Below are 25,525 nucleotides of genomic sequence, written 5' to 3'. Positions count from 1 at the left end.
CTCCGGATGTAGAACGCGTTACATTTTCTCCGTCACCGTCTGGAGAGGGGCTGTTGTGCGCCACGGAATCACCCTGTTCACGAGCGACCGGGGAATCCGGCCCGAAGTCGCTGCCTCGACCGCGGAGAGTCGCGGTTTCGACAGTTTCTACGTGCCCGAACACACCCACATCCCGATCCGCCGCGAATCCGCGCATCCGGGAACGGGCAACGAGACCCTTCCCGACGACCGTTACATGCGCACCCTCGATCCGTGGGTGGCGCTGGGGCTCGCAGCCGCGGTGACGTCGACGATCAAACTGGGCACCTCCGTCGCACTGCTTCTCGAGCACGACCCCATCACGCTCGCCAAGACCATCGCGAGCCTCGATCACCTCTCCGGCGGCCGGGTGAACTTCGGTGTCGGATTCGGTTGGAACGCAGAAGAACTCGCCGACCACGGCGTACCGCCGAAGAAGAAGCGCACCGCCATGCGCCAGTATCTCGAAGCGATGCAGGCGCTGTGGACCGAGGAAGAAGCCTCCTACGAGGGAGACTTCGTCGCGTTCGGGCCGAGCTGGGCGTGGCCGAAACCCGTGCAGCAACCACGGCCCCCGATCTTCCTCGGCGCCGGTTCCACCGACCGCAACTTCGACTGGATCGTCCGCCACGCCGACGGCTGGATCACCACCCCCACGGAGAACAACGTCGTCGACAACGTCGCCCGTCTCCACAAGGCCTGGGCCGACGCCGGTCGTGCCGGAACTCCCGAGATCCTCGCTCTGGCAGGCCGTCACGACGCCGAACAACTGAAGATCTGGGAGGACGCCGGGGTCACCGAGGTGATCTTCGGTCTGCCCGACCGCGCCCAGGACGACGTCGTCGCATACATCGGCCGACTCGCCTCGAAACTCGACCACTGATCACCGACCCCGAACGGACCCCGATGAGCACCGATCTCCACCCCCTTCCCGCCGGCAGCATCTCCACCTGGGACCACGAAGCCGACGTCGTCGTCGCCGGTTACGGCATCGCCGGTGTCTCGGCGTCCATCGAGGCCGCCCGCGCGGGTGCCGACGTGCTCGTGCTCGAGCGGACCGGCGGTTGGGGCGGTGCGGCCTCACTGTCGGGCGGCATCGTCTACCTCGGCGGCGGCACCCCGCTGCAGAAGGCCCTCGGATTCGACGACACGCCCGAGAACATGAAGGCGTTCATGCTCGCCGCGCTCGGGCCGGGCGCCGACGAAGCAAAGATCATCGAGTACTGCGAGGGCAGCGTCGAACACTACGAGTGGCTCGTGGACAACGGCGTGGTGTTCAAGGAGAGCTTCTGGGGCGAACCCGGGTGGGAGATCCCCGGTGACGACGGCCTGATGTACTCCGGCGGCGAGAACTCCGCGCCCTTCAACGAGATCGCGACGCCCGCCCCGCGCGGCCACGTCCCGCAGATGACCGACAAGCGGACCGGCGAGAAGGGTGGCGGGTACATGCTCATGCAGCCGCTCTCCCAGGTCGCCGAAAGCCTGGGTGTGCGTGCCGAATACGACGTGCGGGTGCAGCGGCTGATCGTCGACGGCGACGGACGCGTCGTTGGCCTGACGGCCAAGCAGTACGGCAAGGACGTCCACATCCGGGCCCGCAGCGGCGTCGTCCTCGCGACCGGCAGTTTCGCGTACAACCAGGAGATGGTCGAGTCGTACGCGCCGCAACTCAGCGGTCGCCCGGGTGCGGCGATCGAGGAGCACGACGGCCGTGCGATCCGCATGGCGCAGGCGCTCGGCGCCGATCTCGCGCACATGGACGCCACCGAGGTCGCCTTCTTCGGCGACCCGCAGTTGATGGCCCGCGGCATCCTCGTCAACGGCCGCGGTCAGCGGTACGTCCCCGAGGACACCTATCCGGGCCGTATCGGTCAGCTCACGCTGCTGAAGAACGACAACCAGGCCTATCTGATCATCGACGAACAGGCGTACGAGGAGGGTTGTGCGGCAACGAGTTCGACGCCCTTCTTCCGGTTCCGTCCGAAGTGGGTCGCGGAGTCCGTCGCCGAACTCGAATCCGACATGGAACTGCCTGCCGGGACGTTGCAGGCGACCGTCGAGGTCTACAACAGGCACGCGGAGAACGGCAGCGATCCGGTGCTGGGCAAGAAGAGCGAGTGGGTCAAGCCCATCGGCAGCCCGATCGCCGCGCTCGATCTCCGAAACTGCACAGCAGGTTTCACGCTCGGCGGTCTGCGCACCTCGGTGAACTCGGAAGTGCGGCACGTGTCCGGCGATCCGATCCCCGGCCTGTTCGCCGCCGGTCGCTGCACGTCGGGCGTGTGCGCGTGGGGTTATGCGAGCGGCACGTCGCTGGGGGACGGAAGCTTCTTCGGTCGCCGCGCCGGTCTGTCGGCCGCGAAGGACTGAGACCGAACGGGTGGTTCCCGCGGCCGAGCCACCGGAACCACCCGTCAGGTCAGAACACGCGATCCAGGTCGCGTGAGACGATCCGATCGGCGCCGTACCCGGCGAGTGCCGCGATCGTCATCGACGGATTGCACGCCCCGGTCGATCCCGGGATCTTCGCGCCGTCCACCACATACAGGCCGGGCTGGCCGTGCACGCGACCGGCGTCGTAGTGCCGGACTCCTCGGCCGTCGACGATCCCCAGACCGATCATCGTGGTCATTCCCACATCGACAGGGAACGGCAGCGGGCCGGTGACGACCATCAACGGTCCGGCGGGATCGGTGTAGTCGGGCATACCCACACAGGCGGAGCCGCCCTGATGGTCGCGGGGGCTGACGAGCGGACTCGTCACGGCGAACACTCGGTCGCCGTTGTTCCCCCATCCCGTTCCGACGCCGTCGGGAAGATCGGGGACGAACCCCTTCGCCTTCGCCTTCACGAGGAGGCGTGTCGTGACGGCCGATCCGGCACCGAGGAACCGCGACTGTGCAAGGAGCCGCTTGCGTTCGAGAACCTCTCCGTCCGTGTGGATCCGGTCGACGTACACGATCCAGGTGCCGTCCGGAGCGCGCTCACCGTCGGCGTGGCGGGACAGTGCCCAGAATCCGAGGTCGGGGTTGTGGGTGGCCGGGTCCTCCTCACGGAGCCGGCGGTAGGTGGGATACGGATCTTCGTGGAAGGCGTAGCCCTACGGGTTGAAGCTCACGGCGCCGAGCGTCGGTGGATCGGGCGAAGCGGGCCCTGAGTACGACGCGGAGCCCGGGGATGCCTGGATCGTGGATCACTCCAATAGAAGTCGGGCGGATGTCTCCAGCCTGTCGGCGAGTTTCTCGTAGGTGCCGTAGCCCATGCCGGCCCGGACGAGCGCGCCGGCGTAGAGCAGTTCGAGTGCTTCGAGTTCGTCGGGATCGGAGTCGGCGCCGAGGGCTGCCGAGACCCGGTGACGGATGTCGAGTCCGATGCGCGCACGCAGGTGTTCGACGTCGGGGTCGTGACCGAGCAATGCACTGGTGACCGCGGCCGCGAGTTCGGGTTCGTCGGCCAGCAACAGCGCGATTCCCCGCAGCACCGCGACCGCCCGATCGGCACGGCTCGCGCTCTCGGCGTCGGCCGTGGGAGCGTTGGCCAAGCGACGCCAGAACACCTCGGCGACGAGGTGTTCCTTGGACGAGAAGTAGGTGTAGGCGGTGGCCGGGGCGACACCGGCGCGGGCGGCGACCATACGCACCGTCAACCCCGTGAATCCCTCCTCGCGGAGCACCTCGACCGCGGCCTGCGTGAGCCTCGCCACCGTATCGGCCTGTTTCTCGGTCAAGCGACGACGGGTCGATTCGAGATTCACGTTTCTGGACACGTGTCTGGACATTACTACGATTGGAGGGGGTCGGCAACGCCCGCAGCGCGTTCATTCGGCGAATTCAGCGCTCTCGTCGGTGGATACGGACGGGCATGGACTTGATGCCGTTGATGAAGTTCGATCGCAACCGCCGCGGTTCGCCGGCCGGTTCGACCCCGTCGATACGGGCAATGAGGGTCTCGAACATGATCCGCAGTTCGAACCGCGCCAGATGTCCCCCGAGACAGAAGTGCACGCCCGTCCCGCCGAAGGCGACGTGCGGATCGTGCTCGCGCCCGAGATCGCGTTGCGCGTCGTCTCGTTGCCCGCGATGACGAGCAGGACGAAGAACATGTCGAACTCCATCTCGGAGAGCGTGTCGCCGTTCTCGTCGGGACACACCAGCTTCGAGACGATGTCGCCGCGCGGCGATCTCGTTGGCGTACAGGAAGATCTCGGCGGCGGCGAGTTCGTCGTCCTCCTGAGTGGTGCCGTATTCGGGGTCGTCCCAGCCGATCATGCGGTTCGACCAGTCGTAGAGCTTGCCGACGTCCTCGGCCGGTGCGCCCAGCAGCGCTGCGATCACCTCCAGCGGCAGGGGTGCCGAGATCGCCGGGATGAAGTCGATCACCGTGCCGTCGCGTGCGGCCTCGATCGCGGCGTCGACGGTGCGTTCGCACGTCCGCCGGATGCGCTCCTCGAGCGTCTTCACCATGCGCGGGGTGAAGCCACGGCTCACGCGTTGCCCGAGGCGGGTGTGCTCCGGCGGGTCGAGGTCGAGCAGCATGGACGCCTGTTTCAGGCGTGTCTCCTCGGCGTCGGCCAGGGGGTCGTCGACAGCACGGTCGACACCGGCCGCGCCGATCTCCATCCAGTCAAGCGGGCCCTCACGACCGGCACCTATCTGGCGGTCGCGGTGTTCGGCACCGAGGCCGACCGCGATTTCGTCCGCAAGTCGGTGCGGAAGATCCACGCGCGGATCACGTCGTCACCCGGCGCGGAGGTCCGCTACAGCGCCAACTCCCCCGCCCTGCAGTTGTGGGTCGCGGTCTGCCTGCTCGAGTACTTCATCGACCAGCACGAATTCCTGTACGGCCCGCTCACCGAGGAGCAGTACGCCCGCATCCTTCGCGACGGCGCAACCCTCGCGACGACACTGAACGTCCGACCGGGGTCGTGGCCCACGACCCGCGAGGAGTACGAGGAACTGTGGAAGGCCGGCGTCGCCGACATCTCCATGAACGAGCAGGTGCGCGAGTACCTCACCGAACTCTGCAATCTCGCGTTCCTCGAGGTGCGTCTCGGACGACTGTGCCGCGGGATCCACCGGGTGCTCGGCAGGTCGTTCGAACTGATCACGCGCGGTGCGCTGCCGCCGGAGTTCCGCGACCTCATGCACTACCCGTGGACCGCCGACGACCAGCGGCGTTTCGACCGCTATCTCGTGGCGGTCCGGCGCCTGCACCGCGTCACGCCGTGGATATGGCCGTTGCTGTGGAAGTCCTATCTGCTCGATCTGCGCACGCGGCGACACCTCGGACTGCGCGTGTTCTGACCGGAGACCACCGGACCCTCGTCGAGACCGGTGTTGTGTGCGAGATTCGTCGAATTCCTCGCACACGACACCGGTTTCGTCCGTTTCGGACGAACCGTTGCATTCGATCGCGTCGCCGAACTATAGTCCAGACACCTGTCCAGAACCGAGGGAACGTCTGATGACACTTCGCCCTACCGACAGCTCCACCCTTCTGATCGACGGCAAGCTCGTACCCGGCAGCGGAGGCACCTTCGCGATCACCGATCCGAGCACCGAAGAACTGCTCGGCCACGCGGCCGAGGGCACCGCCACCGACATGGACGCCGCGATCGCGGCCGCGCGTCGCGCCTTCGACGACACCGACTGGTCACGCGACCACGCCTTCCGGGCCCGCTGCCTCCGTCAGTTGCGCGACGCTCTGCGCGAGCACATCGAGGAACTGCGGGAGATCACCATCGTCGAGGTCGGCGCTCCCCGATTCCTCACGAGCGCCGCGCATCTCGAAGTCCCCATCGACGATCTGCTCTACTTCGCCGACCTCGCCGAAAGTTACGCGTGGACGCAGGATCTCGGCAACGCCTCCCCCATGGGTATCCCCACCCACCGCTATCTGCTCAAGGAAGCGGTCGGGGTCGTCGGCGCGATCACGCCGTGGAACTTCCCGCACCAGATCAACTTCGCCAAGCTCGGGCCCGCTCTCGCCGCCGGGAACACCGTGGTGCTCAAGCCCGCCGCGGACACCCCGTGGTGTGCGGCCCTGGTCGGGCGGATCGCGGCCGAGGAGACCGACATCCCGCCGGGAGTGCTGAACATCGTCACCTCGAGCGACCACAGGCTCGGCGCACAGCTGAGCGAGGATCCGCGCGTCGACCTGATCTCGTTCACCGGTTCCACCGCGACCGGCCGGGCCGTGATGCGCGCGGCCTCAGAGAACCTCAAGAAGGTCTTCCTCGAACTCGGCGGCAAGTCGGCGTTCATCGTCCTCGACGACGCCGACCTGCGCGGCGCCTGCTCGATGGCGGCCTTCACCGTGTGCACGCATGCCGGCCAGGGCTGCGCGATCACCACGCGTCTGCTCGTTCCCCGCGAACGGTACGACGAAGCGGTGGCCCTGACCGCGAAGTCCATGAGCGGCATCCGGCCCGGCGACCCGCGCGATCCCGGCACGGTGTGCGGGCCGCTCATCTCCGAGAAGCAGCGACAGCGGGTGGAGGGCTTCATCCGCCTCGCCGTCGAGGAAGGCGGCACGATCGTCACCGGCGGCGGACGTCCCGCCGAACACGAGCGGGGATTCTTCGTCGAACCCACCCTCATCGCCGGCCTCGACAACTCCGCGCGTACAGCGCGGGAGGACATCTTCGGCCCGGTGCTCGTGATCATCCCTCACGACGGCGACGACGACGCGATCCGCATCGCCAACGACTCCCCCTACGGCCTCTCGGGTTCGGTGTACGGCACCGATCCGGACCGCATCGCGCGGATCGTCGCAGGTGTACGGACCGGCACGCTCGGCGTCAACGGCGGCATGTGGTAAGCCGCCGACGCCCCGTTCGGGGGCTACAAGCAGTCCGGGATCGGCCGCGAGATGGGTGTGGCCGGTTTCGAGGAATACCTGGAGACCAAGCTCGTCGCCGAACCCGCGAGCTGACCCGAACTTCCGAAAGGACTTTTCCGATGGCACGTTTCACCGGTCGCACCGCGATCGTCACCGGCGCCGCCCAGGGGATCGGCGAGGCGTACGCGCGTGCGCTCGCCGCCGAGGGCGCGAACGTGGTGGTCGCCGATATCGATGCCGAACTCGGCGAGCAGGTTGCCAAACAGATCGTCGCCGACGGCGTCATCGCGAGCTTCACGTCGGTCGATGTCTCCGACCCCGCCTCCGCCGAGGCACTCGCCGTGTCGACCGTCGAGACCTACGGCGGCATCGACCACGTGGTCAACAATGCCGCCATCTACGGCGGCATGAAACTCGATCTGCTGCTGACCGTTCCGTGGGACTACTACAAGAAGTTCATGAGCGTGAACCTCGACGGCGCCCTCAACGTCACCCGCGCAGTGTGGCCGCACATGACCAAGAACGGCGGGTCGATCGTCAACCAGTCGTCGACGGCGGCCTGGCTGTACTCGGGTTTCTACGGGCTCGCGAAGGTCGGGATCAACGGTCTCACACAGCAACTCGCCGTCGAGCTCGGCGGGTCGAACATCCGCATCAACGCGATCGCCCCCGGCCCCATCGACACCGAGGCGACCCGCACCACCACCCCCGCGAACATGGTCGCCGACATGGTGAAGCAGTTGCCGCTCAAGCGCATGGGCACTCCCGACGATCTCGTCGGCATGTGCCTGTTCCTGCTCTCCGACGAGGCCGCCTGGGTCACAGGGCAGATCTTCAACGTCGACGGCGGGCAGGTGATCCGCTCGTGACCGGCTCCACGATCGGCCGGGTCGGTTACATCGGGCTGGGCAACATGGGGGCACCGATGGCCGAGCGGCTGTTCACCCGACCCGGAGGCCTCACCGTGCTCGACGTGGTGCCCGAGGCGATGAGCCCGTTCACCGACAAGGGTGCCGCCGCGGCGTCGAACCCGGCGGAGCTGGCCGCCGACTGCGACCTCGTGTGCGTGACGGTCCTCGACGACGCCCAGGTCCGCGACGTCGTCACCGGTCCGGACGGACTTCTCGCGACGGCCCGGCCCGGCACGGTCGTCGCGGTGCACTCGACGATCTCCGACACCACCGCCGTCGAACTCGCCGCGAAGTGCGCCGAGAAGGGAGTCGACTTCGTCGATGCACCGGTCAGCGGCGGCGCCGGCGGTGCGAAGAACGGCACTCTCGCAGTGATGGTCGGCGCGACCGACGACGGCTTCGCCAAGATCGAAGAACCGTTCGGCACCTTCGCGTCGCTGGTCGTGCACGTCGGTCCCGTCGGCGCGGGAACCCGGATGAAGCTCGCCCGCAACCTGCTCCACTTCATCGCGTTCACCGCGGCGACGGAGGCACAGCGACTCGCCGAGGCCGCGGGCATCGACCTCACCGAGCTCGGCAGGGTCGTCCGGCACACCGACGCGATCACCGGCGGCGCCGGTTCGATCATGTGGCGCGACACCACATCTCCCCTCGCAGAGGACGACTCCTGGTTCCCGATCGTCTCGCGCGTGCGCGCCCCGGGTGAGAAGGATCTCGCGCTCGCACTCGATCTCGGCGATCGCCTCGGAATCGCCCTGCCGCTCGGAGCCCGGGCGCTGTCCGACCTCGGCCCCGGCCTCGGAGTCGGCACGGGCGAGATCGCACGGACCCGTTCCCGGAAGGAGCACGCATGACCGACGAGACCCGCCGCCGCGGCCTGGAGATGATGTCCAAGGTCTACGGCTGGGAAATGCAGGACGGTCCCGGTGAGCACTTCGCCGTCACCGCCGACCACCTGTTCGCGAACATCTGGACCCGGCCCGGGCTGACCATTCGTGATCGGCGACTGCTGCTGCTCGGGGCACTCACCGCACAGGGGCCCCCGACATCGCCGAAATCCAGATCGAAGCGGCGCTGAAGAACGAGGAGCTCGACGAGCAGCAGCTCCGCGAGATCGCCCTGTTCCTGTGCCACTACGTGGGCTGGCCGCTGGGCTCGAAGCTCGACAACGCAGTGGGCAGCGTGCTGCAGCGACGGAAGGCGGCGGCCCGCTCGTGAGCATCCCCGGCGGATCCGTACCGGAGCCGGACTGTCCGGAACTCGGATTCTACGGCCTCGCCGGGCACGCCGACGACCCGAGGTCGCTGCTCGACGAGATCGTCGTCGCCGAACGCATCGGTCTCGGCTCGGCCTTCCTGTCGGAACGGTTCGACACCAAGGACGCAGCAGCGCTGGCCGGTGCGGCCGCCGCGACGAGCCGCACGCTCGGGATCGGCACCGCGGCGACCAATCCGCACACCCGCCATCCCCTCGTCACAGCGACGATGGCGACCACACTGCACCGGTTGAGCCGCGGCCGCTACGCCCTCGGGCTCGGCCGCGGCTTCGACGTGCTGTTCGCTCTCATGGGTCTGCCTCGCGTGACGTCGGCACGGCTCGAGGACACCGTCGATCTGCTCCGGACGCTGTGGCGCGGTGACGCGGTCGTCGACCGGCACGGCCCAGCCGGCGACTTCCCGTATCTGCGACGCACCGCCGAGGACGTCGACCGCATCCCGATCCTCATGGTCGCGCTCGGCGAGCGCACGCTCGACCTGGCGGGACGCGTGGCCGACGCCGTCGTCCTGCACACAGTCTTCACCGGACCAGCGACCCAACCAAGGCCGCTGCGCGCCCAACCCCCGATTTTCTGCTCGATGTACGTCCTTCCGGGCCATATGGCAGGTAATCGACACCACGTCGGGATCAGCGACAACAGTTCGGGTCCAGCACCATCCGCAGGGCTTCGAGAGACTCGGCGCGAGGGCGGTAGAAGACGTTCATCCCGCGGCGTTCGGATACGACCATGCCGGCCTTGCGCAGTTGCCCGAGGTGGTGACTGACGGTGGATTCGGTCAGGTCGACGCCGGTGGCGAGATCGCAGGTGCACACTTCGCCGTCGTCGGCGGTGAGCAGGATCGACATGAGCTTGATGCGGACCGGGTCCGCCAGCGCCTTCAGCCGCAGGGCGAGTTCGAGAGCTGCGTTGTCGCTCATCGGCGCGGCCGAAACCGGTTCGCAGCAGATCGGGGCGCTGACGTCGATCACAGGCAGAGCTTTCGGCATGGTTCGAGCTTATCCACTTACTTGACATATGTCGAAAAGGTGGCGCATCCTGTACCCGTCCAGAGTTTCGACATATGTCACACAAGTGGAGGATGTCATGTCCCGCGCACAACTCGCCCTCAACGTCGACGACCTGCAAGAAGCGGTCGCCTTCTACTCGAAGCTGTTCGGCACCGAACCGGCCAAGGTCAAGCCGGGCTACGCGAACTTCGCGATCGCCGAGCCGCCGCTCAAGCTCGTGCTGCTGGAGAACCCCGGCAAGGGTGGCACCATCAACCACCTGGGCGTGGAGGTGGAATCGAGCGAGAAGGTCCATGCCGAGATTGCCCGCCTGACCGGCGAAGGGCTGTTCACCGATGAGGAGATCGGCACCACCTGCTGCTTCGCTACCCAGGACAAGGTGTGGGTCACCGGCCCGGCTGGGGAGAAGTGGGAGGTGTACACCGTCCTCGCCGATTCGGAGACCTTCGGTTCGAGCCCGCAGCATCTCGACGATCCGGCCACCGCCGGGGGTGGGGTGTGCTGCGGCACCGCTGCGGCCCCGGCCGAGGACACACAGCAGGCCCCGGCCGCACCGTCCTGCTGCTGAACAACCCACCTCGATGTCGGCCACCGGATTCGGGTGGCCGACATCGGTGTCTTCAGCGACGGAGCCGGTGGGCGAGGTCGGTGACGCGAGCGGCGATGTCGTCGCGGACCAGCCGCATCCGTTCGATGCCGTCGATGCCGCGCTCGGACGGCTCGTCGGTGTCCCAGTTCTCGAACTGTGTCCCGGGCACCGGATCGAGACGGGCTTCGCGGCCGAGGGTGACCACGAGATCGACGTTCCGAACCAGCTGGGGGTCGACCGGTACCGGGGTCTGGCCGGTGATATCGACGCCGACTTCGAGGAGTACTTCGGCGGCCAAGGCATTGATGCTGGTGCCGGGTTTCGTGCCGGCGGAGTGCACCGTAAGGGTGTCGCCGGCGGCGGCTTTCATCAGTCCGGCGGCCATCTGGGATTTTCCGCCGTTCTTCACACAGACGAACAGCACCGAGGGTGTGCTCACGGTCGAGGTCCTTTCACGCAGGTCGGGTGTCGAGGTCGAGGTCGAGGTCGGCGACAGCGGCCTTGGCGGTGCGGCCGACGCCAAGGAGGGTGGCCGAACCGGGTCCGGTCCAGTCGCCGTAGCCGAGCAGGTGCAGGCGCGGTTCCTTGAGTGCGCGGGTGCCGGCGACCGGCACCGTGCCGGTGTGATCGCGCAGCCGCAACGGGCGCAGGTGTGCGAGGGCGGGCCGAAATCCCGTCGCCCACACCACGACATCAGCCCGCTGGTGACGCTCACCCCAGGCGATGCCGTCGACGGTGAGCCGATCGAACATCGGCAGCGCGGTCAAGACGCCGCGCTCACGGGCGGCAAGCACCTCCGGGACCATCACGATGTCCCCCAGGGCGGCGATGCCGCCGGGATCGGTCCGTCCGGCAGCCAGGGCCACTGCACGGCGGGAGGCGAGCTCGAACAAGGCCCGGCCGTCGACGCCATCCGGCAGGAACCGCGGGGGCCGGTTGGTGACCCAGATGGTTCTCGCGGTGGTGGAGATCTCGGCGACGAGTTGAGCCGCGGAGTTGCCACCCCCGACCACTACGACGTCCGAGCCGGTGAACTCGGCCGCGCTACGGTAGTCGACGGTGTGCAACTGCCGCCCGGTGAACACATTTATGCCCGGATAGCTCGGCAGAAACGGTCGCTGCCAGGTACCGGTGGCGCTGATCACCCGCCGCGCCCGCCACTGCCCGCGGTCGGTGTCGACGAGCAGGTCAGCGCCGTCTTGGCGTACCGCCTGCACGCGCACCGGTCGCTCGATCGGCAGGTCGTAGCGGGTTTCGTAGGCGGAGAGATAGTCCACGACATGCCGTGCCGGCGGGAAACCGTCCGGCCAGCGGGGCATCGGCCACCCCGGCAGGGACGCGAATTCCGCCGGGGAGAACAGCCGTAGCGACGGCCACATGTGCGGCCACGCCCCGCCCGGCTGTTCCTGGTCGTCGAGGATCACGAAGCGGTGCCCCGCCCGGCGCAGATAGTAGCCGGCAGCCAGACCCGCCTGCCCACCGCCGATCACCACGACATCGACGTTCGTCGTCATCGGAGAGCCTCGCGTCAGCGCGGGGTGGGCGGGGCGGTCAGCTCGGCGATGAGGGCTTCGACCTTGGCGCGGATCTCATCGCGGATCGGACGCACCGCCTCGAGGCCCTGCCCAGCCGGGTCGTCGAGCACCCAGTCGCGGTAGGACGTGCCGGGAAAGACCGGGCAGGTGTCCCCGCAGCCCATCGTGATCACCACATCCGATGCCTGCACCGCCTCGGTGGTGAGGATCTTCGGGTTCTCGGTCGAGATGTCGATGCCGACCTCGGCCATCGCCGCGACCGCGGCCGGGTTCACCTGCTCGGCCGGGGCGCTGCCGGCCGAACGCACCTCGATCCGGTCCCCGGCCAGAGCGGTGAGGAACCCGGCGGCCATCTGCGAGCGGCCGGCGTTGTGGACACAGACGAACAACACACTCGGTGTGCTCACGGATCAGACCTTTCGTGGCGCCGGCACCTGCGCCGACTCGTGACGGGTGAAGCGCTTCCGTAGGGCGAGGGAGACGTAGACCAGGGCGACCAGGACGGGAACCTCGATGAGCGGTCCGACCACCCCGGCCAGGGCCTGCCCGGAGGTCACGCCGAAGGTGCCGATCGCCACGGCGATGGCGAGCTCGAAGTTGTTGCCCGCCGCGGTGAACGCGAGGGTGGTGGTGCGTTCGTAGCCGAGGCCGATCGCGGCGCCGAACAGGTATCCGCCGACCCACATGATCGCGAAGTACGCCAGCAGCGGCAGCGCGATCCGCACCACGTCCAGCGGGCGGGAGGTGATCTGCTCGCCCTGCAAGGCGAACAGGATCACGATGGTGAACAGCAACCCGTACAGGGCCCACGGTCCGATCTTCGGCAGGAAGGTGTCCTCGTACCAGGTGCGGCCCTTGGCCTTCTCGCCGAAGTGTCGGGTGAGGAACCCTGCGACCAGGGGAATGCCGAGGAAGATCAGCACCGATTTGGCGATCTGCCATGGCGATACGTCCAGGGCGGCCTGTTCGAGGCCGAGCCAGCCGGGGAGCACCGACAGGTAGAACCAGCCGAGCACGGCGAACATGATCACCTGGAACACCGAGTTGATCGCCACCAGCACCGCCGCGGCTTCCCGGTCGCCGCAGGCGAGGTCGTTCCAGATGATGACCATGGCGATGCACCGGGCGAGACCGACGATGATCAGGCCGGTGCGGTACTCGGGCAGATCCGGCAGCATCAGCCAGGCGAGTGCGAACATCAGTGCGGGTCCGAGGATCCAGTTGAGGATCAGCGACGAGACCAGCAGTTTGCGGTCGCCGGTGACGGTGTCGAGGCGGTCGTAGCGCACCTTCGCCAGCACCGGGTACATCATGATCAGCAGACCGAGGGCGATCGGCAGGGAGATGCCGTCGATCTCGATGAAACTCAACGCTTCACCCAGTCCGGGGATCAGGCGGCCGAGCAACAGACCCACCACGATGGCGGCGCCGATCCACACGGCCAGATACCGGTCGAGGGTTGACATCTTCCCGACGACAGCCGGGTGTTCGGTGTTCGTCGCGGTCATCGGGCCGACTCCACGGCATCGCTGGCCGGGGCACAGTCCGAACCCGGCAACACCCCTACCTCGGCGGAGAGCACGGCCGACAACTGCGCCAGGGCTGACGGGATCACCCGGTAGTACACCCAGGTCCCGCGTCGTTCGCACTCGAGCAGACCGGCCTCGCGCAGCACTTTGAGGTGATGCGAGATGGTCGGCTGGGACAGGTCGAAGGCAGGGCTGACGTCGCACACGCAGCTTTCGCCGCCCTCATGGCTGGCGATCAGGCTCAGCATTCGGAGGCGCACCGGATCACCGAGAGCCTTGAACATCCGGGCCAGGTCTGCGGCCCAGTCCTCCGTCAGAGGTTCCCGTACCAGTGGTGCGCAGCAGAGGTCACCACTATCAGTTTGAATCGACACACATCAATATTGACACTGATCGAATCAGCCTGGCAAATCGTCTTGGCACGCCTGGTCAGGGCCGACCTCCTCCCACAGAACCTGACGGTTCACCTCCCTAGGATCACCGCCCATGACAATCAGCACCCAGTCCACGCCCTCTCGTGAACGACTCCTCGAGCTCATCGACGAACTGTGGGACGGATGGAATCGGTTCTTGCATCGGGACCCCAATCGTTGTGCCGACCGCGGGATACCGAACATCCACTGACCACAGCCGTGGTCATGGCCTATGAAACAGCGATCACCGCGCATTGGCTCGCCGAGGTGGGAGATTCGCGGTGATCTCCGTCAGTCCCCCGTACAACGAGTCCGGTGGCGGCGGCACGGCGTGTCCCGTCGTAGCTCGGTCGACAGATCGCATCTGGTCGGTCCTCGCGACCGTCGACGAGTCGACGCCCGAGGATCTTTCGTTCGCGGAAGCTGACCGGACGGCTCGCGACCTACCTGCAGGGCTGTGGTGACGTGCTCGTGCGTGCGAACAGCTGGGATCCTCAGGTACTGCACCGTTTCAGGGACGACGCGCAGGTCCGTGCTCATTCCGGACCGATCGACGCGGCGCCCACCGAAACGGCGCCAAGCCCACCGAGCTCGCCCCGGTCGCCGCCGCGTGGCGGACGACCCGCGACCCCGAGCGTTTCGCACCTCTACCCGCAAACCCCGGCCGGAGCGCACGATGACCGATCTGTAGTTGTCGGTGGACGACCTGACTCCCGAACGACTCTCGGCCGTGCTCGGTGGCACGGTACGCACGTGCAGGTCGAGCGGACCGGAACGGGCCGGATCGCCACGAGGACCGAGCGCGGCGACCGCATGTTCGCGGTGATGGTCGAGCGGTCGTGCGCCGCGATCCGCGATCTCGACAGTCTCACCGTCGTGTCCGAGAGCATCGGACGCCGCGATCGGTCGGTAGGGTGCTCGGGATACACCGCATCACGCGAGAAGAACGGAGATCCATCCGATGTCCCGCACCACCCTGCCCCGTGAGGCGATCGAACTCGCTGAGGCGACACCGGGTTTCATGCCCCAGGACGAGGGAACCGCACTGCACGAGGCTGCGGTGCAGTATCTCGGTGACGGCGTCGGCGTCGAGATCGGCACCTACTGCGGCCGCTCGACCGTGTATCTCGGCGCTGCGGCCAAGGCGACCGGCGGCACCATCGTCACCGTCGACCACCACCACGGTTCGGAGGAGCATCAGCCCGGCTGGGAGTACCACGATCCGTCGCTGGTCGACCCGCACACCGGCCGCCTCGACACGGTCGGCGTGCTGCGGCACACCCTCGCCGACGGCGACCTCGAATCGCACGTCGTCGCGGTGGTCGGCAATTCTCCTGTGGTGGCGTCGTTCTGGCGCACCCCCGCCTCGTTCGTGTTCATCGACGGCGGACACAGCAGCGAGGCGGCCCGGGCGGACTACGACGGCTGGGCGAGATGGGTGCGCATCGGCGGCGCCCTGATCATCCACGACGTCTTCCCCGACCCGAAGGACGGCGGCCGGCCTCCGTACGAGATCTACTGTCTCGCACTGGAGAGCGGGGAGTTCGTCGAGAAGTCGGTGACGTCCTCGCTGCGGGTTCTCCAACGCACCGCCGGCACGGTCGGATCACGGCCCGGCAGCTGAACTACCGGACGAGCACCGGGCAACGCTCGGTGCAGCGGTCGGCGCCCACCTGGTCGGCGGGTGCCGCCGCATCCCGGAAGATCGCGTTTCCTCCCGTCGTGCGCGAGAGCGCGTCGGCGGCGAGGATCACCGCTGCGCTGGTCCAGGAACTGACCTCCACCGGCCAGCGCTTGCCGTCGGCGTAGACCAGACCGGTCCAGTACGAACCGTCCGGGTCGCGCAGATGCTGCATGGCCGCGAACAATTCGCGGGCACGCCCGGCGTGGCCGAGTGCGTCGAGCGCCAGGACCAGTTCGCACGTCTCGGCTCCGGTGACCCACGGACGATGGTCGACGCACCGGATCCCGAGACCGTCGACGACGAAATCCGACCAGCGTTCGCGGATCCGTTCGTGCGCATCGGTGCCGCGCACCGCTCCCCCGAGGATCGGGTAGTACCAGTCCATCGAGTACTCGGGCTTGGGCGTGAACGCCTCGGGATGCCGACGCAGAGCGTGGCCGAGACGGATCAGCGCGACCCCCCATTCGGGTTGCGCCTCACCGATCAGATCGGCGATCCGCAGACCGCACCACAGGCTCTGGTGGATACTCGAACAGCCTGTGAGCAGCGCTTCGTCGAACATCCCGCCGTCGCCTCGCGCCCAGGAGATCTGGCCGCCCGGCAACTGCATGTCGACCACGAGGTCGAGCGCTGCCCGCACCGTCGGCCACATGTGCTCCACGAAACCGCGATCACCCGTCACGAGATGGTGGTGCCATACGCCAACGGCGATGTAGGCCGTGAAATTGCTGTCGGTGTCGTGGTTCTCGACGATGTCGCCCCGGAACTGGATGGGCCACGACCCGTCGGCGCGCTGCGTCCGCCGCGACCACTCGAAGGCGGCGTCCGCCTCTTCGCGTAAACCGATGACGGTCAACGCCATCGCGGATTCGATGTGATCCCACGGGTCGATGTGCCCACCGGGGAACCACGGGACGGCGCCCGAGGGCTCCTGCATCCGCGCGATGGCCCGGCCCGTCGCCAGGCTCTGTTCCGGCGACAGCACACCCGGCACCGACGGCACCGTCACGCGCGCGGATTCACCGCGCCGCACCGGCGTTTCCCGGCTTCTCGAGGTAGAACACGACACTCTTCCCGATGACGGGATCGAGGATCTTCTCGGCCGTGCGAGTGATCCACGGGGCCTTCATAAGATCCCAGACCAGCAGCCGGTGGTACGCCTTCGTCAGCGGATTGTCGTCGTTGTCGACGCCGACGGCGCACTTGAGCCACCAGTACGGTGCGTGCAGTGCGTGGGCGTGGTCGGTGCCCGAGACCGTCAGACCGGCTGAGGCGAGTTTCGCGGCGAGTTCGTCGGCCTTGTAGATGCGGATGTGCCCGCCCTCCACCTCGTGGTAGGCGTCCGACAGGGCCCAGCAGATCTTTTCCGGCAGCCAGCGCGGCACGGTCACGGCCGCGACACCACCGGGTTTGAGGACCCGGACGAGTTCGGCGATGGCCCGCTCGTCCTCCGGCACGTGCTCGAGCACCTCGGAGATGAGCACGAGATCGAAGGTCGCGTCGTCGTACGGCAGCGCGAGCGCGTCGCCGACCTCGGCCCGGGCCAGCGCACCCTCGGGGACCTCGCCTTCGAGTTCCATCGCGACGAACATGTCGGCGACGGCCTTCATGTCGTCGGCGTTCTGGTCGAAGGCGACGACATCCGCGCCGCGGCGGTACAGCTCGAAGGAGTGGCGCCCCGCGCCGGCCCCGATGTCGAGAGCGCGTATCCCCGGTACGACGCCCAGGCGGTCGAAGTCGACGGTCAGCATCCGTTCTTCCCCTCTCGATGCGCGGCGATCGCCTTGTCGTAGATCGCGGCGGTCTGCGCGGCCACGGCCGCCCAGCTGTAGCGTTCGAGCACACGCTCGCGGCCCTTCGTGCCGAGACGCCGACGCTCGGCCGGGTCGTCGAACAGGCCCGCGAGCCCTGCTGCAAGCTGTTCGGCGTCGCCCGGAGGCACCAGCCGACCGGCGCCCCCGACGACCTCGGGGATGGCCCCGGCGCGGCTCGCGACGAGCGGTGTTCCGCACGACATCGCCTCGATGGCCGGCAGCGAGAATCCCTCGTACAGCGACGGCACCGCCGCGATCTCGGCGGAGGCGAGCAGGTCGGCGAGTTCGGTGTCGTCGATCCCGGAGACGGTGCGCACGACGTCGCCGATCGCGAGTTCGTCGATGAGCTTCTCGGTGGCGCCGCCCGGGGCGAGTTTCGAGACGAGGACCAGTTCGATCTCGCGTTCGGTGCGCAGCTTCGCGACCGCCTCGAGCAGGGTGGGAACACCCTTGAGTGGGGCGTCGGCGCTCGCGACGCAGACGATCCGACCGGGAACTCGCTCGTCCTTCCGCGGCGCGAACACCTCCGTGTTCACGCCGAGCGGGATCGTGTGGATGCGTTCGGATTCGATCCCGAAGGCGGTGCGGATGTCGTCGGCCGAGTTCTCCGACACCGTGAGCAGCGTGGGAATCTGCTGGGCCACCTTCTCCTGCATGCGCAGGAATCCGTACCAGCGCCGGAGCGTGACCTTACGGCTGAGGGTGGTCGCGGAGGCGAGATCGAGTTCGCGGTCGCGGGTGATCGGATGGTGGATCGTCGCGACGAGAGGAAGGTCCTCGGCGATGCGCAGCAAGCCGGACGCGAGCGACTGGTTGTCGTGCACGACGTCGAAGTCGCCGAGGCGGTCGCGCAGCAGTCGTGCGGCGCGCAGACCGAAGGTGCGTGGTTCGGGGAAACCGGCGGTCCACATGGTGGCGACCTCGAGGACGTCGATCCAGTCGCGGTACTCACCCAGCTTCGGGGTGCGGAACGGATCGTCGTCGCGGTAGAGATCGAGACTGGGCACCTTCGTGAGCGTCACGCCGGGGTCGAGCTCGGGGTACGGCTGCCCGGAGAACACCTCGACGGTGTGCCCCTGGGCGACGAGTTCGCGACTGAGATGGCGGACGTAGACCCCCTGACCCCCACAATGCGGCTTGCTCCGGTACGACAACAGAGCTACGCGCACATTCCACCTCGGGGTTCGCTCGGAGGGCCAGGTCGCTCGGACAGATGTCCACTAGTTGTGTAGGGCACACACTAGAACATGTTTTGTGTCCTCACGATAGCGAGCCGGACCGCACCCGGTGCGGATCGGCGATACGAGTGGGACCACGACGCAGACACCGGACCGCGAACAGGTGACGACGACGAAGCCCCGGCATCGATGTGATGCCGGGGCTTCGCCTGGAGCGACCCTGACGGGACTCGAACCCGCGACCTCCGCCGTGACAGGGCGGCGCGCTAACCAACTGCGCCACAGGGCCATGAGGAACCGGAGTTCCCACAGCTCGACCCACCGCAACCGGTGGGTCGAAGATATGAAATTGAGGGTTGTTCGCCGGACAACCGTGGTGGCCAGGGCCGGGATCGAACCGGCGACCTTCCGCTTTTCAGGCGGACGCTCGTACCAACTGAGCTACCTGGCCGGACGGCACCCGAACCGAATGCCGATCGAAACTCTGGAGCGACCCTGACGGGACTCGAACCCGCGACCTCCGCCGTGACAGGGCGGCGCGCTAACCAACTGCGCCACAGGGCCATATATATTCACTTCTCACACCAAGATACTGCACACTTCGACGAGGTCGAAGCGTACCCCCTACGGGATTCGAACCCGCGCTACCGCCTTGAAAGGGCGGCGTCCTAGGCCGCTAGACGAAGGGGGCCCGATCGGATTTCTCCGAACCGCACCCTCAACGGGTTTGGCGTTCCGTTGGGAGCTTGGACAGCTTATGCCACGGCATTCGCGAATCACAAATCAGCAGGTCAAGTGGCTGATTCGTCGTTGTTGGGCCTGCTCGGCCAGCCCTTCTCCCGCCACTGCGCGAGCCACTGCTCCGATGCCATCGCCTCGAGCGGCACCTCCACGCAGGCCTCGAAACGGGCGCGGACGTCGGTCTCCGGCGACGTGAGGTCGGCGAGATAGCGTTGACCGGCGAGTGACGACGCGATGGCCTCGACGAAACGCTGGAGGTCGACATCGGGTCGGAACAGGCCCTTCTCCTGCGCTTCGCGCGCCAGCTGGTAGCCGGCCCGCCCCCACAGGACGCTGCCGCGCAGCCTGACCTCCTCCGCGAACTCGGGTTCGGTGACCAGACGGAACTCCGCGGCGATGACCACGTCGTCGTGCAGAGCCGCACCGAGATCACCGACGAGACCGTGCAGCCGCTCGAAGGGGTCGAGATCGGGGACGTCCATCCACCTGCCGACGATGGCACGGTAGTGCTCGAGTCCTTCGTCGAGCACCGCCCGGGCCAGATCCTCCTTGGACGCGAAGTGAAAGTACATCGCACCCTTGGTGGCGTTCGACTGCTCGAGGATGGCGTTGATCGATGCTGCGGCGAAACCTCGCCGCGCGAATTCGGTGGCTGCCGATCGGACGATCGCAGCCCGCGTACGACGCGCACGCTCCTGTTGACGAGGCATGGGGAAATTCGGCCTTCCACGTTCCTGTGTTCCCCCACGAGACAACTCTAGTCTGCCCCCCACAACCCCGGTTCCAGGCCGTGTTCCACCGGGTGAAATGTGAAACTCCACCCCCGACACCCGGGTTTCCACAGAACACACCGAGTGGTACGCTTTGTCCGGCTCGGGTGCGGAGCAGGGGGTGGGCACCCGAGCCTCTTTCCATTCGTCACGGGTGGCGTCTGCACCGCCGGATGTCCGATATCATCGATCGCGCAGCGTGGCTCACCCTGTGATGTGGTCATCGGACCATGCGGTCTGATCACTGCGGTGTGGTTACACTGTGCGCCCATGCCCCTATAGCTCAGTTGGTAGAGCTACGGACTTTTAATCCGCAGGTCGTAGGTTCGAGCCCTACTGGGGGCACCGGCAACGCCGGCGTCGTACACGACGCCGGCGTTCGTCGTTCCGGAACGTCCCACGGTCCTTCGTCGGAGTCCGGGTCCTTCGTCAGAGACGGTGGGAGCCGGGCGGGACGTCGTCGGTGTTCCGGCCGAGTTCCTTCTCCGCCTCACGGCGCGCCTCGAGGCGCTCCTGCTCGATCCGGCGCTGCTCGAGATCCGTGCGGGCCTGCTTCAGATCACGTCCGCGCTTGCGGTAGCGGGTGAGCGCGACGACGAAGATCACCGCGAACAGAGCTCCGACGATCGCGCCGATCAGCGTGGCGCCGCGGAAGCCGGGCGCGTCCACGTCGAGGATCCGCTCCCCCGCGTGCGCACCGTTCCCCGTACCCAGCACGACCGCCAGGGTCATGAGGTTCGGCAGGGCGACCACCAGCGCGAGCACGCCGAAGGTGATCTGCAGCCCGCGGCTGTACCGCCAGTTGCGGACCTGCCAGATCCACGCGAGCAGCGCGATGGGGATCGCCGTGCACAGGATGCCGAAGAGCAGACCCCACAGCACTCCGCGCGCGAAGCCGCCCTCGGCGAGGTTTGCGATCCGCTGCGCCCACCAGCGAGGAACGAACGCCGCCAGGGTGTAGTAGGCGATGACGAGCACGATCAGCGCCACGACCACGGCGATGGTCTTCTTCGCCCACGGCGGCAAGCCTTTCCGCGAACCGGTCTCGTCGACATTCATGTCCGTCATTTCGAACCTTCCTGGCCGATCGGTCCATGTGCACCTGCCGTGCGCATCTCACCTTACGGACCACCGCGTTCGGAGCAGTGCATTCGGGCAGGTCTCTTCGCACTGCGAATTTCACCCGGTGCGGTTGCCCGTCTTTGTATACGGTGAGCCGCAGGGGTAATCGAATGTTCATCGTCCGGGGAGGAACATGCGCAGTTTCGTGGACCTGGGCCTGTTCCTGGCCGCCGTCGCTCTGGGAATCGGGTCGGTGTTGCCGGTGGTCGGCGGAATACGGCCCACCGAGATTCCCCTGTCGGCGCTGCGCGACGGTTTCCCCGAGGGCGATCTCGCCGGTGTCGCGGTCCCGGGTCTACCGCTGTACGAGTCCCTCGCGGTACCGCTGGTCGTGGCCGCGATCCTGCTCCTCGCTGCCGCACTGTTCGACTCGGTGGCCGTCGGCTGGGCCGGGACGCTGATCGGTGTCGCGACGGCCGCGGTGTTCTGGACGCGTCTGTTCCAGACCCACGGCGAGTACGTCGAACTCAATCGCAGTACGACCCTGACCAATCAGAACGGGACGGTGCTCCTGCTCAGCGGCACGCTCGTCGCACTGCTGTGTTGCCTGATCGCGTTGCGCCGTTCGCCGACGGGCGCCGCCTCGCTCGACTGACGCCTCCCGCTGCAACGGGCTTCGTCCCGATACCCTCTCGGCACCGGGTGGCCACTTCGGGCCACCCACGAGTCAAGGCAGGAACGATGGCAAGTCTCGACGATCTGATGTCCCGCATTCCCGTCGACCAGGTGGCGCAGCGACTCGGTGTCGACAACGCGACGGCGGAGACGGCCGTCCGCGCCGCACTCCCCACCCTCGTCGGTGGTCTCGACGCCAACGCCCAGAATCCGACCGGGGCGGCCTCGCTGCTCTCCGCGCTGGGCAAGCACTCCGAGTCGAACCTCGCCGAGGGTCAGGTCGACGTCGACGGGATCGACACCGAGGACGGCGACAGGATCGTCTCCAATGTCTTCGGCGACAAGAAGGATCAGGTGATCTCGACCCTCGGTTCCGTGAACGGCGCCGGTGGGAACGATCTGATCGCCAAGGTCCTGCCGATCATCGCCCCCATCGTGCTGTCCTATCTCGCCAAGCAGATCGGTGGCGGTGCGGGAACGAACACCGCGAGCGCTCCGCAGGGCGGAGGTCTCGCCGATCTCCTCGGGGGTCTGCTGAAGAACGCCGGTGGTGGATCGGTCGGCTCCGGCGGTGGGATCGGCGACGTCCTCGGCAGCGTGCTCGGCGGCAGTTCGGGTGGTGGACTCGGCGGTCTCCTCGGGGGACTTCTCGGTGGAGGTAAGCGCTGAAACCCTCCGGAACCGCACGTTCCGCTCGTCCGTGTGATAAGGCACGAGCGGGACGGTACTGTCCTCGAGCCGCTCGGACCTGTACCGTGATCCGGGCGAATGTGGGGGGCCACCGGTGCACCGCGTGCCGCGGCGACGAACGGCCGGGCTCCCCTCCTCCGTAGGCCGGCGGAATACACGGACACGATGTGAGGGGTAGAAGAGTATGACGCGAGTCCTGACTCAACTGGAGCTGCTGCGAGAGCTGGAGCCTGTGGCCGAGGCGAACCTCAACCGGCATCTCGCGATGGCGAAGGACTGGCACCCCCACGACTACGTGCCGTGGGACGAGGGCCGGAACTTCGCCGCGATGGGCGGTGTCGACTGGGAACCCGAGCAGTCGAAGCTCGACGAGGTCGCCAAGGCTGCCATGATCACCAACCTCCTCACCGAGGACAACCTGCCCTCCTACCACCGGGAGATCGCCGAGAGCTTCTCGCGCGACGGCGCCTGGGGCACCTGGGTCGGCCGGTGGACCGCGGAGGAGAACCGCCACGGCATCGTCATGCGCGACTACCTGGTCGTCACGCGCGGTGTCGATCCCGTCGCACTCGAGAACGCCCGCATGGAGCACATGACGAACGGCTTCGCGTCCCCCAACTCGACTGGCATGCTCCACTCCGTCGCCTACGTGACCTTCCAGGAGCTCGCGACCCGCGTGTCGCACCGCAACACCGGTCGTGCCTGCGACGACTCGATCGCCGACAAGATGCTCCAGCGCATCGCCGCCGACGAGAACCTGCACATGATCTTCTACCGGAACATCTGCGACGCGGCGATCGACATCGCTCCGGCCCAGACGCTCGCCGCGATCGTCGAGGTGCTCGAGAACTTCCAGATGCCGGGTGCCGGCATGCCGAACTTCCGTCGCAACGGTGTGTTGATGGCCAAGCACGGCATCTACGACCTGCGTCAGCACCTCGACGACGTCGTGATGCCGGTGCTGCGCAAGTGGAGGATCTTCGAGCGAGATCTCGGCAGCGAGGCGCAGCAGGATCTCGACAAGCTCGGCAACTTCCTCGACGAACTGGAACGTCAGGCGGGGCGGTTCGAGGAGATGCGCGATCGCTCCCTCGCCCGCGAGGCTGCCAAGCGCGAGAAGGTGGGCGCGCACGCCTGAGTCCGGATGCACACAGCCGCCCGAGTCCGGATGCACACAGCCGCCCGAGTCCGGCGGAGGTTATCCTGTAGCCCGGTGCCGTTTTCGGTGCCGGGCACAGTCGTTTCCGCGGCCCATCACTGACGGGCACGCTATTTCTTTGTCACACAACGTTTTCCAGAGGTACCCATGTCTTCCCTCCGTATCGGCCCGCTCGAACTGAACAGCCCGGTCGTGCTGGCGCCGATGGCGGGAGTGACGAATGTCGCATTCCGCACGCTGTGCCGCGAACTCGAACTCGAACGGGCCGGCAGCACGTCGGGCCTGTACGTCTGCGAGATGGTCACCGCCCGCGCCCTCGTCGAGCGGCACCCGGTCACCATGCACATGACGACCTTCGGCCCCACCGAGACGCCGCGGTCGCTGCAGCTCTACACCGTCGATCCCGGCACGACCTACGCGGCGGCGAAGATGATCGTCGACGAGAACCTCGCCGACCACATCGACATGAACTTCGGATGCCCGGTCCCGAAGGTGACCCGCAAGGGCGGAGGGTCGGCCCTCCCTTACAAACGCCGGTTGTTCGGGCAGATCGTCGCGGCCGCCGTCCGCGCGACCGAGGGCACCGACATCCCGGTCACGGTCAAGTTCCGCATCGGGATCGACGACGAGCACCACACACATCTCGACGCCGGTCGCATCGCGGCCGCTGAGGGTGCCGCGGCCGTTGCCCTCCACGCCCGGACCGCTGCGCAGCGGTACTCCGGAGCGGCCGACTGGGACGAAATCGCGCGGCTGAAGGAGCACGTCACCGACGTGCCCGTGCTCGGCAACGGCGACATCTTCGACGCCTCCGACGCCGAGAAGATGATGGCGCAGACCGGTTGCGACGGCGTCGTCGTCGGTCGCGGTTGCCTCGGACGTCCGTGGTTGTTCGCCGAACTGAGCGCCGCGCTCGGCGGTCGCCCGATCCCCACCCCGCCGAATCTCGGTGAGGTGACGCAGATCATGCGGCGGCACGCCGAACTGCTCGCCGATCACCACGGCGAGGATCGCGGTCTGCGCGACATGCGCAAGCACATCGCCTGGTATCTGCGTGGTTTCCCTGCGGGTTCGGAGATCCGCAACGGCCTCGCCCGCGTGTCGACGCTCGCCGAACTCGACGACCTGCTGGGCAAACTCGACCACGACGTACCCTTCCCCGCCGATGCCGAAGGCCCGCGGGGACGTCAGGGCTCCCCGAGCAGCGTCGCTCTGCCCGACGGCTGGCTCGACGATCCCGAGGACACTTGCGTGCCCGAGGGCGCCGACATGATGCACTCGGGCGGGTAACCCGTCCCGGCATGTAGTCCCGGACGATAGACGGATCGACCGGTGGATGTCGTGCGACACAGCCGCGTCACCGTCACATGAAACAGACGATCAGTATCATTGCTGAGTCCTCGCGACGGTCGCCGGTGAGCGATCACGTGGACGACGACGGATCCGAGGCGGTGCGACCGCGGAAAGAGCAGGTATCGGTGGACGAGGAGCACGAGACAGGATCCCCGGATCCTCGCGCTCCCTGGGAACGGCCGATCGCCGACAGCAGCTACCGCGAATCCCGCTCGTCCCGCCGCAGCCGCTCGGGTGGGGTGCACCGCTCCGACGACACCGATCCCGATTCGCGTCGC

Annotated in this window: 25 protein-coding genes, 5 tRNA genes and 4 pseudogenes; 16 read left to right on the top strand and 18 right to left on the bottom strand. The window is 67.4% G+C overall.

The genetic code is table 11. The features are described 5' to 3' along the window. Positions 1-55 precede the first annotated feature (55 nt). Positions 56-901, top strand: a complete 846-nt coding sequence (locus ACQR3U_RS03715; RefSeq protein WP_230809724.1) for an LLM class F420-dependent oxidoreductase — start codon at positions 56-58, stop codon at positions 899-901. Positions 902-924: 23 nt separating this feature from the next. After that, positions 925-2,388 (top strand): FAD-dependent oxidoreductase, encoded by a 1,464-nt coding sequence (locus ACQR3U_RS03710; RefSeq protein ID WP_230809723.1) that lies wholly within the window; start codon positions 925-927, stop codon positions 2,386-2,388. Positions 2,389-2,437: 49 nt separating this feature from the next. On the opposite strand, the gene ACQR3U_RS03705 is transcribed toward ACQR3U_RS03710, so the two are convergent. The 3 genes and pseudogenes from ACQR3U_RS03705 to ACQR3U_RS03695 all read right to left on the bottom strand — a co-directional run. Beyond that, complete coding sequence (locus ACQR3U_RS03705) at positions 2,438-2,977, bottom strand: GMC oxidoreductase (RefSeq protein WP_230809722.1); 540 nt, start codon at positions 2,975-2,977, stop codon at positions 2,438-2,440. A gap of 234 nt (positions 2,978-3,211) precedes the next feature. Next, positions 3,212-3,772 (bottom strand): TetR/AcrR family transcriptional regulator, encoded by a 561-nt coding sequence (locus tag ACQR3U_RS03700; RefSeq protein WP_230809819.1) that lies wholly within the window; start codon positions 3,770-3,772, stop codon positions 3,212-3,214. A gap of 76 nt (positions 3,773-3,848) precedes the next feature. Next, positions 3,849-4,580 (bottom strand): annotated as a pseudogene (locus ACQR3U_RS03695) (cytochrome P450); the annotation flags it as partial. Here ACQR3U_RS03695 and ACQR3U_RS03690 point away from each other — a divergent pair. The 6 genes and pseudogenes from ACQR3U_RS03690 to ACQR3U_RS03665 form a co-directional block, all read left to right on the top strand. Next, the gene (locus ACQR3U_RS03690; protein WP_230809721.1) at positions 4,524-5,321 is read left to right on the top strand and encodes an oxygenase MpaB family protein; all 798 of its coding nucleotides are present in this window, start codon (positions 4,524-4,526) and stop codon (positions 5,319-5,321) included. The pseudogene ACQR3U_RS03695 and the gene ACQR3U_RS03690 sit on opposite strands and share 57 nt — an antisense overlap. 160 nt (positions 5,322-5,481) lie before the next feature. Then, positions 5,482-6,951, top strand: a pseudogene (locus tag ACQR3U_RS03685) (aldehyde dehydrogenase). Between the two features lie 26 nt (positions 6,952-6,977). Continuing rightward, positions 6,978-7,727 (top strand): SDR family oxidoreductase, encoded by a 750-nt coding sequence (locus ACQR3U_RS03680; RefSeq protein ID WP_230809720.1) that lies wholly within the window; start codon positions 6,978-6,980, stop codon positions 7,725-7,727. Then, on the top strand, positions 7,724-8,623 hold the full coding sequence (locus ACQR3U_RS03675; protein WP_230809719.1) for an NAD(P)-dependent oxidoreductase: 900 nt from the start codon (positions 7,724-7,726) through the stop codon (positions 8,621-8,623). The genes ACQR3U_RS03680 and ACQR3U_RS03675 overlap by 4 nt, the downstream gene beginning before the upstream one ends. Continuing rightward, a pseudogene (locus ACQR3U_RS03670) lies at positions 8,620-8,987 on the top strand (carboxymuconolactone decarboxylase family protein). Before ACQR3U_RS03675 ends, ACQR3U_RS03670 begins: the two are co-directional and overlap by 4 nt. Then, a pseudogene (locus tag ACQR3U_RS03665) lies at positions 8,897-9,508 on the top strand (LLM class flavin-dependent oxidoreductase); the annotation flags it as partial. The pseudogenes ACQR3U_RS03670 and ACQR3U_RS03665, both read left to right, overlap by 91 nt. Positions 9,509-9,674: 166 nt before the next feature. Here the strand turns inward: ACQR3U_RS03665 and ACQR3U_RS03660 are convergent. Further along, a complete protein-coding gene (locus ACQR3U_RS03660) occupies positions 9,675-10,034 on the bottom strand; it encodes an Rv2640c family ArsR-like transcriptional regulator (RefSeq protein WP_006551768.1) in 360 nt (119 codons plus the stop codon). Positions 10,035-10,131: 97 nt separating this feature from the next. On the opposite strand from ACQR3U_RS03660, the gene ACQR3U_RS03655 reads away from it, so the two are divergent. Next, positions 10,132-10,623: an ArsI/CadI family heavy metal resistance metalloenzyme gene (locus ACQR3U_RS03655; protein WP_006551769.1), complete on the top strand. Its 492-nt coding sequence runs from the start codon at positions 10,132-10,134 to the stop codon at positions 10,621-10,623. Between the two features lie 52 nt (positions 10,624-10,675). Here the strand turns inward: ACQR3U_RS03655 and ACQR3U_RS03650 are convergent, their stop codons facing one another. Genes ACQR3U_RS03650 through ACQR3U_RS03630 form a run of 5 tightly spaced genes read right to left on the bottom strand, consistent with a single transcriptional unit; the run spans position 10,676 to position 14,082 of the window. Beyond that, positions 10,676-11,083, bottom strand: a complete 408-nt coding sequence (locus ACQR3U_RS03650; RefSeq protein ID WP_006551770.1) for a low molecular weight phosphatase family protein — start codon at positions 11,081-11,083, stop codon at positions 10,676-10,678. Between the two features lie 13 nt (positions 11,084-11,096). Then, complete coding sequence (locus ACQR3U_RS03645) at positions 11,097-12,158, bottom strand: ArsO family NAD(P)H-dependent flavin-containing monooxygenase (RefSeq protein WP_230809718.1); 1,062 nt, start codon at positions 12,156-12,158, stop codon at positions 11,097-11,099. A 14-nt stretch (positions 12,159-12,172) separates the two neighbouring features. Continuing rightward, a complete protein-coding gene (locus ACQR3U_RS03640) occupies positions 12,173-12,586 on the bottom strand; it encodes an arsenate reductase ArsC (protein ID WP_269572320.1) in 414 nt (137 codons plus the stop codon). 3 nt (positions 12,587-12,589) lie between these two features. Beyond that, complete coding sequence (arsB, locus tag ACQR3U_RS03635) at positions 12,590-13,687, bottom strand: ACR3 family arsenite efflux transporter (RefSeq protein WP_019290010.1); 1,098 nt, start codon at positions 13,685-13,687, stop codon at positions 12,590-12,592. Continuing rightward, on the bottom strand, positions 13,684-14,082 hold the full coding sequence (locus ACQR3U_RS03630) for an ArsR/SmtB family transcription factor (RefSeq protein ID WP_064852786.1): 399 nt from the start codon (positions 14,080-14,082) through the stop codon (positions 13,684-13,686). The genes arsB and ACQR3U_RS03630 overlap by 4 nt, the downstream gene beginning before the upstream one ends. A 792-nt stretch (positions 14,083-14,874) precedes the next feature. Between ACQR3U_RS03630 and ACQR3U_RS03625 the strand changes: the two genes are divergently transcribed. After that, positions 14,875-15,108, top strand: coding sequence for a hypothetical protein (locus tag ACQR3U_RS03625; RefSeq protein WP_230809717.1), 234 nt, complete (start codon positions 14,875-14,877; stop codon positions 15,106-15,108). Beyond that, entirely contained in the window at positions 15,083-15,745 is a 663-nt protein-coding gene (locus tag ACQR3U_RS03620) for a class I SAM-dependent methyltransferase (RefSeq protein WP_230809716.1), read from the top strand. Before ACQR3U_RS03625 ends, ACQR3U_RS03620 begins: the two co-directional genes overlap by 26 nt. Before the next feature lies 1 nt (position 15,746). Here ACQR3U_RS03620 and ACQR3U_RS03615 read toward each other — a convergent pair whose 3' ends face one another. The 8 genes from ACQR3U_RS03615 to ACQR3U_RS03580 form a co-directional block, all read right to left on the bottom strand. Continuing rightward, a complete protein-coding gene (locus tag ACQR3U_RS03615) occupies positions 15,747-16,838 on the bottom strand; it encodes a prenyltransferase (RefSeq protein ID WP_230809715.1) in 1,092 nt (363 codons plus the stop codon). Then, positions 16,825-17,556, bottom strand: coding sequence for a class I SAM-dependent methyltransferase (locus tag ACQR3U_RS03610; protein ID WP_024103028.1), 732 nt, complete (start codon positions 17,554-17,556; stop codon positions 16,825-16,827). The genes ACQR3U_RS03615 and ACQR3U_RS03610 overlap by 14 nt, the downstream gene beginning before the upstream one ends. After that, a complete protein-coding gene (locus ACQR3U_RS03605; protein WP_006551781.1) occupies positions 17,550-18,788 on the bottom strand; it encodes a glycosyltransferase family 4 protein in 1,239 nt (412 codons plus the stop codon). Before ACQR3U_RS03605 ends, ACQR3U_RS03610 begins: the two co-directional genes overlap by 7 nt. 224 nt (positions 18,789-19,012) lie before the next feature. After that, positions 19,013-19,086 (bottom strand) — tRNA-Asp (locus ACQR3U_RS03600). Positions 19,087-19,171: 85 nt separating this feature from the next. Further along, a tRNA-Phe gene (locus tag ACQR3U_RS03595) sits at positions 19,172-19,248 on the bottom strand. Between the two features lie 39 nt (positions 19,249-19,287). Next, a tRNA-Asp gene (locus tag ACQR3U_RS03590) sits at positions 19,288-19,361 on the bottom strand. 54 nt (positions 19,362-19,415) lie between these two features. Then, positions 19,416-19,488 (bottom strand) — tRNA-Glu (locus ACQR3U_RS03585). Positions 19,489-19,588: 100 nt separating this feature from the next. Continuing rightward, complete coding sequence (locus tag ACQR3U_RS03580; RefSeq protein WP_006551782.1) at positions 19,589-20,248, bottom strand: TetR/AcrR family transcriptional regulator; 660 nt, start codon at positions 20,246-20,248, stop codon at positions 19,589-19,591. Positions 20,249-20,580: 332 nt separating this feature from the next. Here ACQR3U_RS03580 and ACQR3U_RS03575 point away from each other — a divergent pair. Continuing rightward, a tRNA-Lys gene (locus tag ACQR3U_RS03575) sits at positions 20,581-20,653 on the top strand. 84 nt (positions 20,654-20,737) lie between these two features. Here ACQR3U_RS03575 and ACQR3U_RS03570 read toward each other — a convergent pair. Next, positions 20,738-21,376, bottom strand: coding sequence for a hypothetical protein (locus tag ACQR3U_RS03570; protein WP_024103026.1), 639 nt, complete (start codon positions 21,374-21,376; stop codon positions 20,738-20,740). A gap of 187 nt (positions 21,377-21,563) precedes the next feature. Here ACQR3U_RS03570 and ACQR3U_RS03565 point away from each other — a divergent pair, with 187 nt between their 5' ends. The 4 genes from ACQR3U_RS03565 to dusB all read left to right on the top strand — a co-directional run bounded on the left by ACQR3U_RS03565 (position 21,564) and on the right by dusB (position 25,184). Next, positions 21,564-22,025 (top strand): hypothetical protein, encoded by a 462-nt coding sequence (locus tag ACQR3U_RS03565; RefSeq protein ID WP_230809714.1) that lies wholly within the window; start codon positions 21,564-21,566, stop codon positions 22,023-22,025. Positions 22,026-22,111: 86 nt separating this feature from the next. Then, the gene (locus ACQR3U_RS03560) at positions 22,112-22,714 is read left to right on the top strand and encodes a DUF937 domain-containing protein (RefSeq protein WP_019290016.1); all 603 of its coding nucleotides are present in this window, start codon (positions 22,112-22,114) and stop codon (positions 22,712-22,714) included. 205 nt (positions 22,715-22,919) lie between these two features. Next, positions 22,920-23,873 (top strand): acyl-ACP desaturase, encoded by a 954-nt coding sequence (locus tag ACQR3U_RS03555; RefSeq protein WP_230809713.1) that lies wholly within the window; start codon positions 22,920-22,922, stop codon positions 23,871-23,873. A gap of 168 nt (positions 23,874-24,041) precedes the next feature. After that, complete coding sequence (dusB, locus tag ACQR3U_RS03550; protein ID WP_024103024.1) at positions 24,042-25,184, top strand: tRNA dihydrouridine synthase DusB; 1,143 nt, start codon at positions 24,042-24,044, stop codon at positions 25,182-25,184. The last annotated feature ends 341 nt before the right edge of the window (positions 25,185-25,525 follow it).

Source organism: Rhodococcus sp. IEGM1339, assembly GCF_050321925.1.
In the GTDB taxonomy this organism is placed as follows: domain Bacteria; phylum Actinomycetota; class Actinomycetes; order Mycobacteriales; family Mycobacteriaceae; genus Rhodococcus; species Rhodococcus pyridinivorans.
The sequence above is the reverse complement of the archived record's forward strand: the minus strand, read 5'-3'. Positions and strand labels throughout refer to the sequence as shown.

Coding starts and splice junctions, on each gene's coding strand:
- ACQR3U_RS03555 (WP_230809713.1), top strand. CDS start 22,920: ATGACGCGAGTCCTGACTCAACTGGAGCTGCTGCGAGAGCTGGAGCCT.
- ACQR3U_RS03680 (WP_230809720.1), top strand. CDS start 6,978: ATGGCACGTTTCACCGGTCGCACCGCGATCGTCACCGGCGCCGCCCAG.
- ACQR3U_RS03620 (WP_230809716.1), top strand. CDS start 15,083: ATGTCCCGCACCACCCTGCCCCGTGAGGCGATCGAACTCGCTGAGGCG.
- ACQR3U_RS03610 (WP_024103028.1), bottom strand. CDS start 17,556: ATGCTGACCGTCGACTTCGACCGCCTGGGCGTCGTACCGGGGATACGC.
- ACQR3U_RS03565 (WP_230809714.1), top strand. CDS start 21,564: ATGCGCAGTTTCGTGGACCTGGGCCTGTTCCTGGCCGCCGTCGCTCTG.
- dusB (WP_024103024.1), top strand. CDS start 24,042: ATGTCTTCCCTCCGTATCGGCCCGCTCGAACTGAACAGCCCGGTCGTG.
- ACQR3U_RS03580 (WP_006551782.1), bottom strand. CDS start 20,248: ATGCCTCGTCAACAGGAGCGTGCGCGTCGTACGCGGGCTGCGATCGTC.
- ACQR3U_RS03570 (WP_024103026.1), bottom strand. CDS start 21,376: ATGACGGACATGAATGTCGACGAGACCGGTTCGCGGAAAGGCTTGCCG.
- ACQR3U_RS03655 (WP_006551769.1), top strand. CDS start 10,132: ATGTCCCGCGCACAACTCGCCCTCAACGTCGACGACCTGCAAGAAGCG.
- ACQR3U_RS03660 (WP_006551768.1), bottom strand. CDS start 10,034: ATGCCGAAAGCTCTGCCTGTGATCGACGTCAGCGCCCCGATCTGCTGC.
- ACQR3U_RS03560 (WP_019290016.1), top strand. CDS start 22,112: ATGGCAAGTCTCGACGATCTGATGTCCCGCATTCCCGTCGACCAGGTG.
- arsB (WP_019290010.1), bottom strand. CDS start 13,687: ATGACCGCGACGAACACCGAACACCCGGCTGTCGTCGGGAAGATGTCA.
- ACQR3U_RS03645 (WP_230809718.1), bottom strand. CDS start 12,158: ATGACGACGAACGTCGATGTCGTGGTGATCGGCGGTGGGCAGGCGGGT.
- ACQR3U_RS03710 (WP_230809723.1), top strand. CDS start 925: ATGAGCACCGATCTCCACCCCCTTCCCGCCGGCAGCATCTCCACCTGG.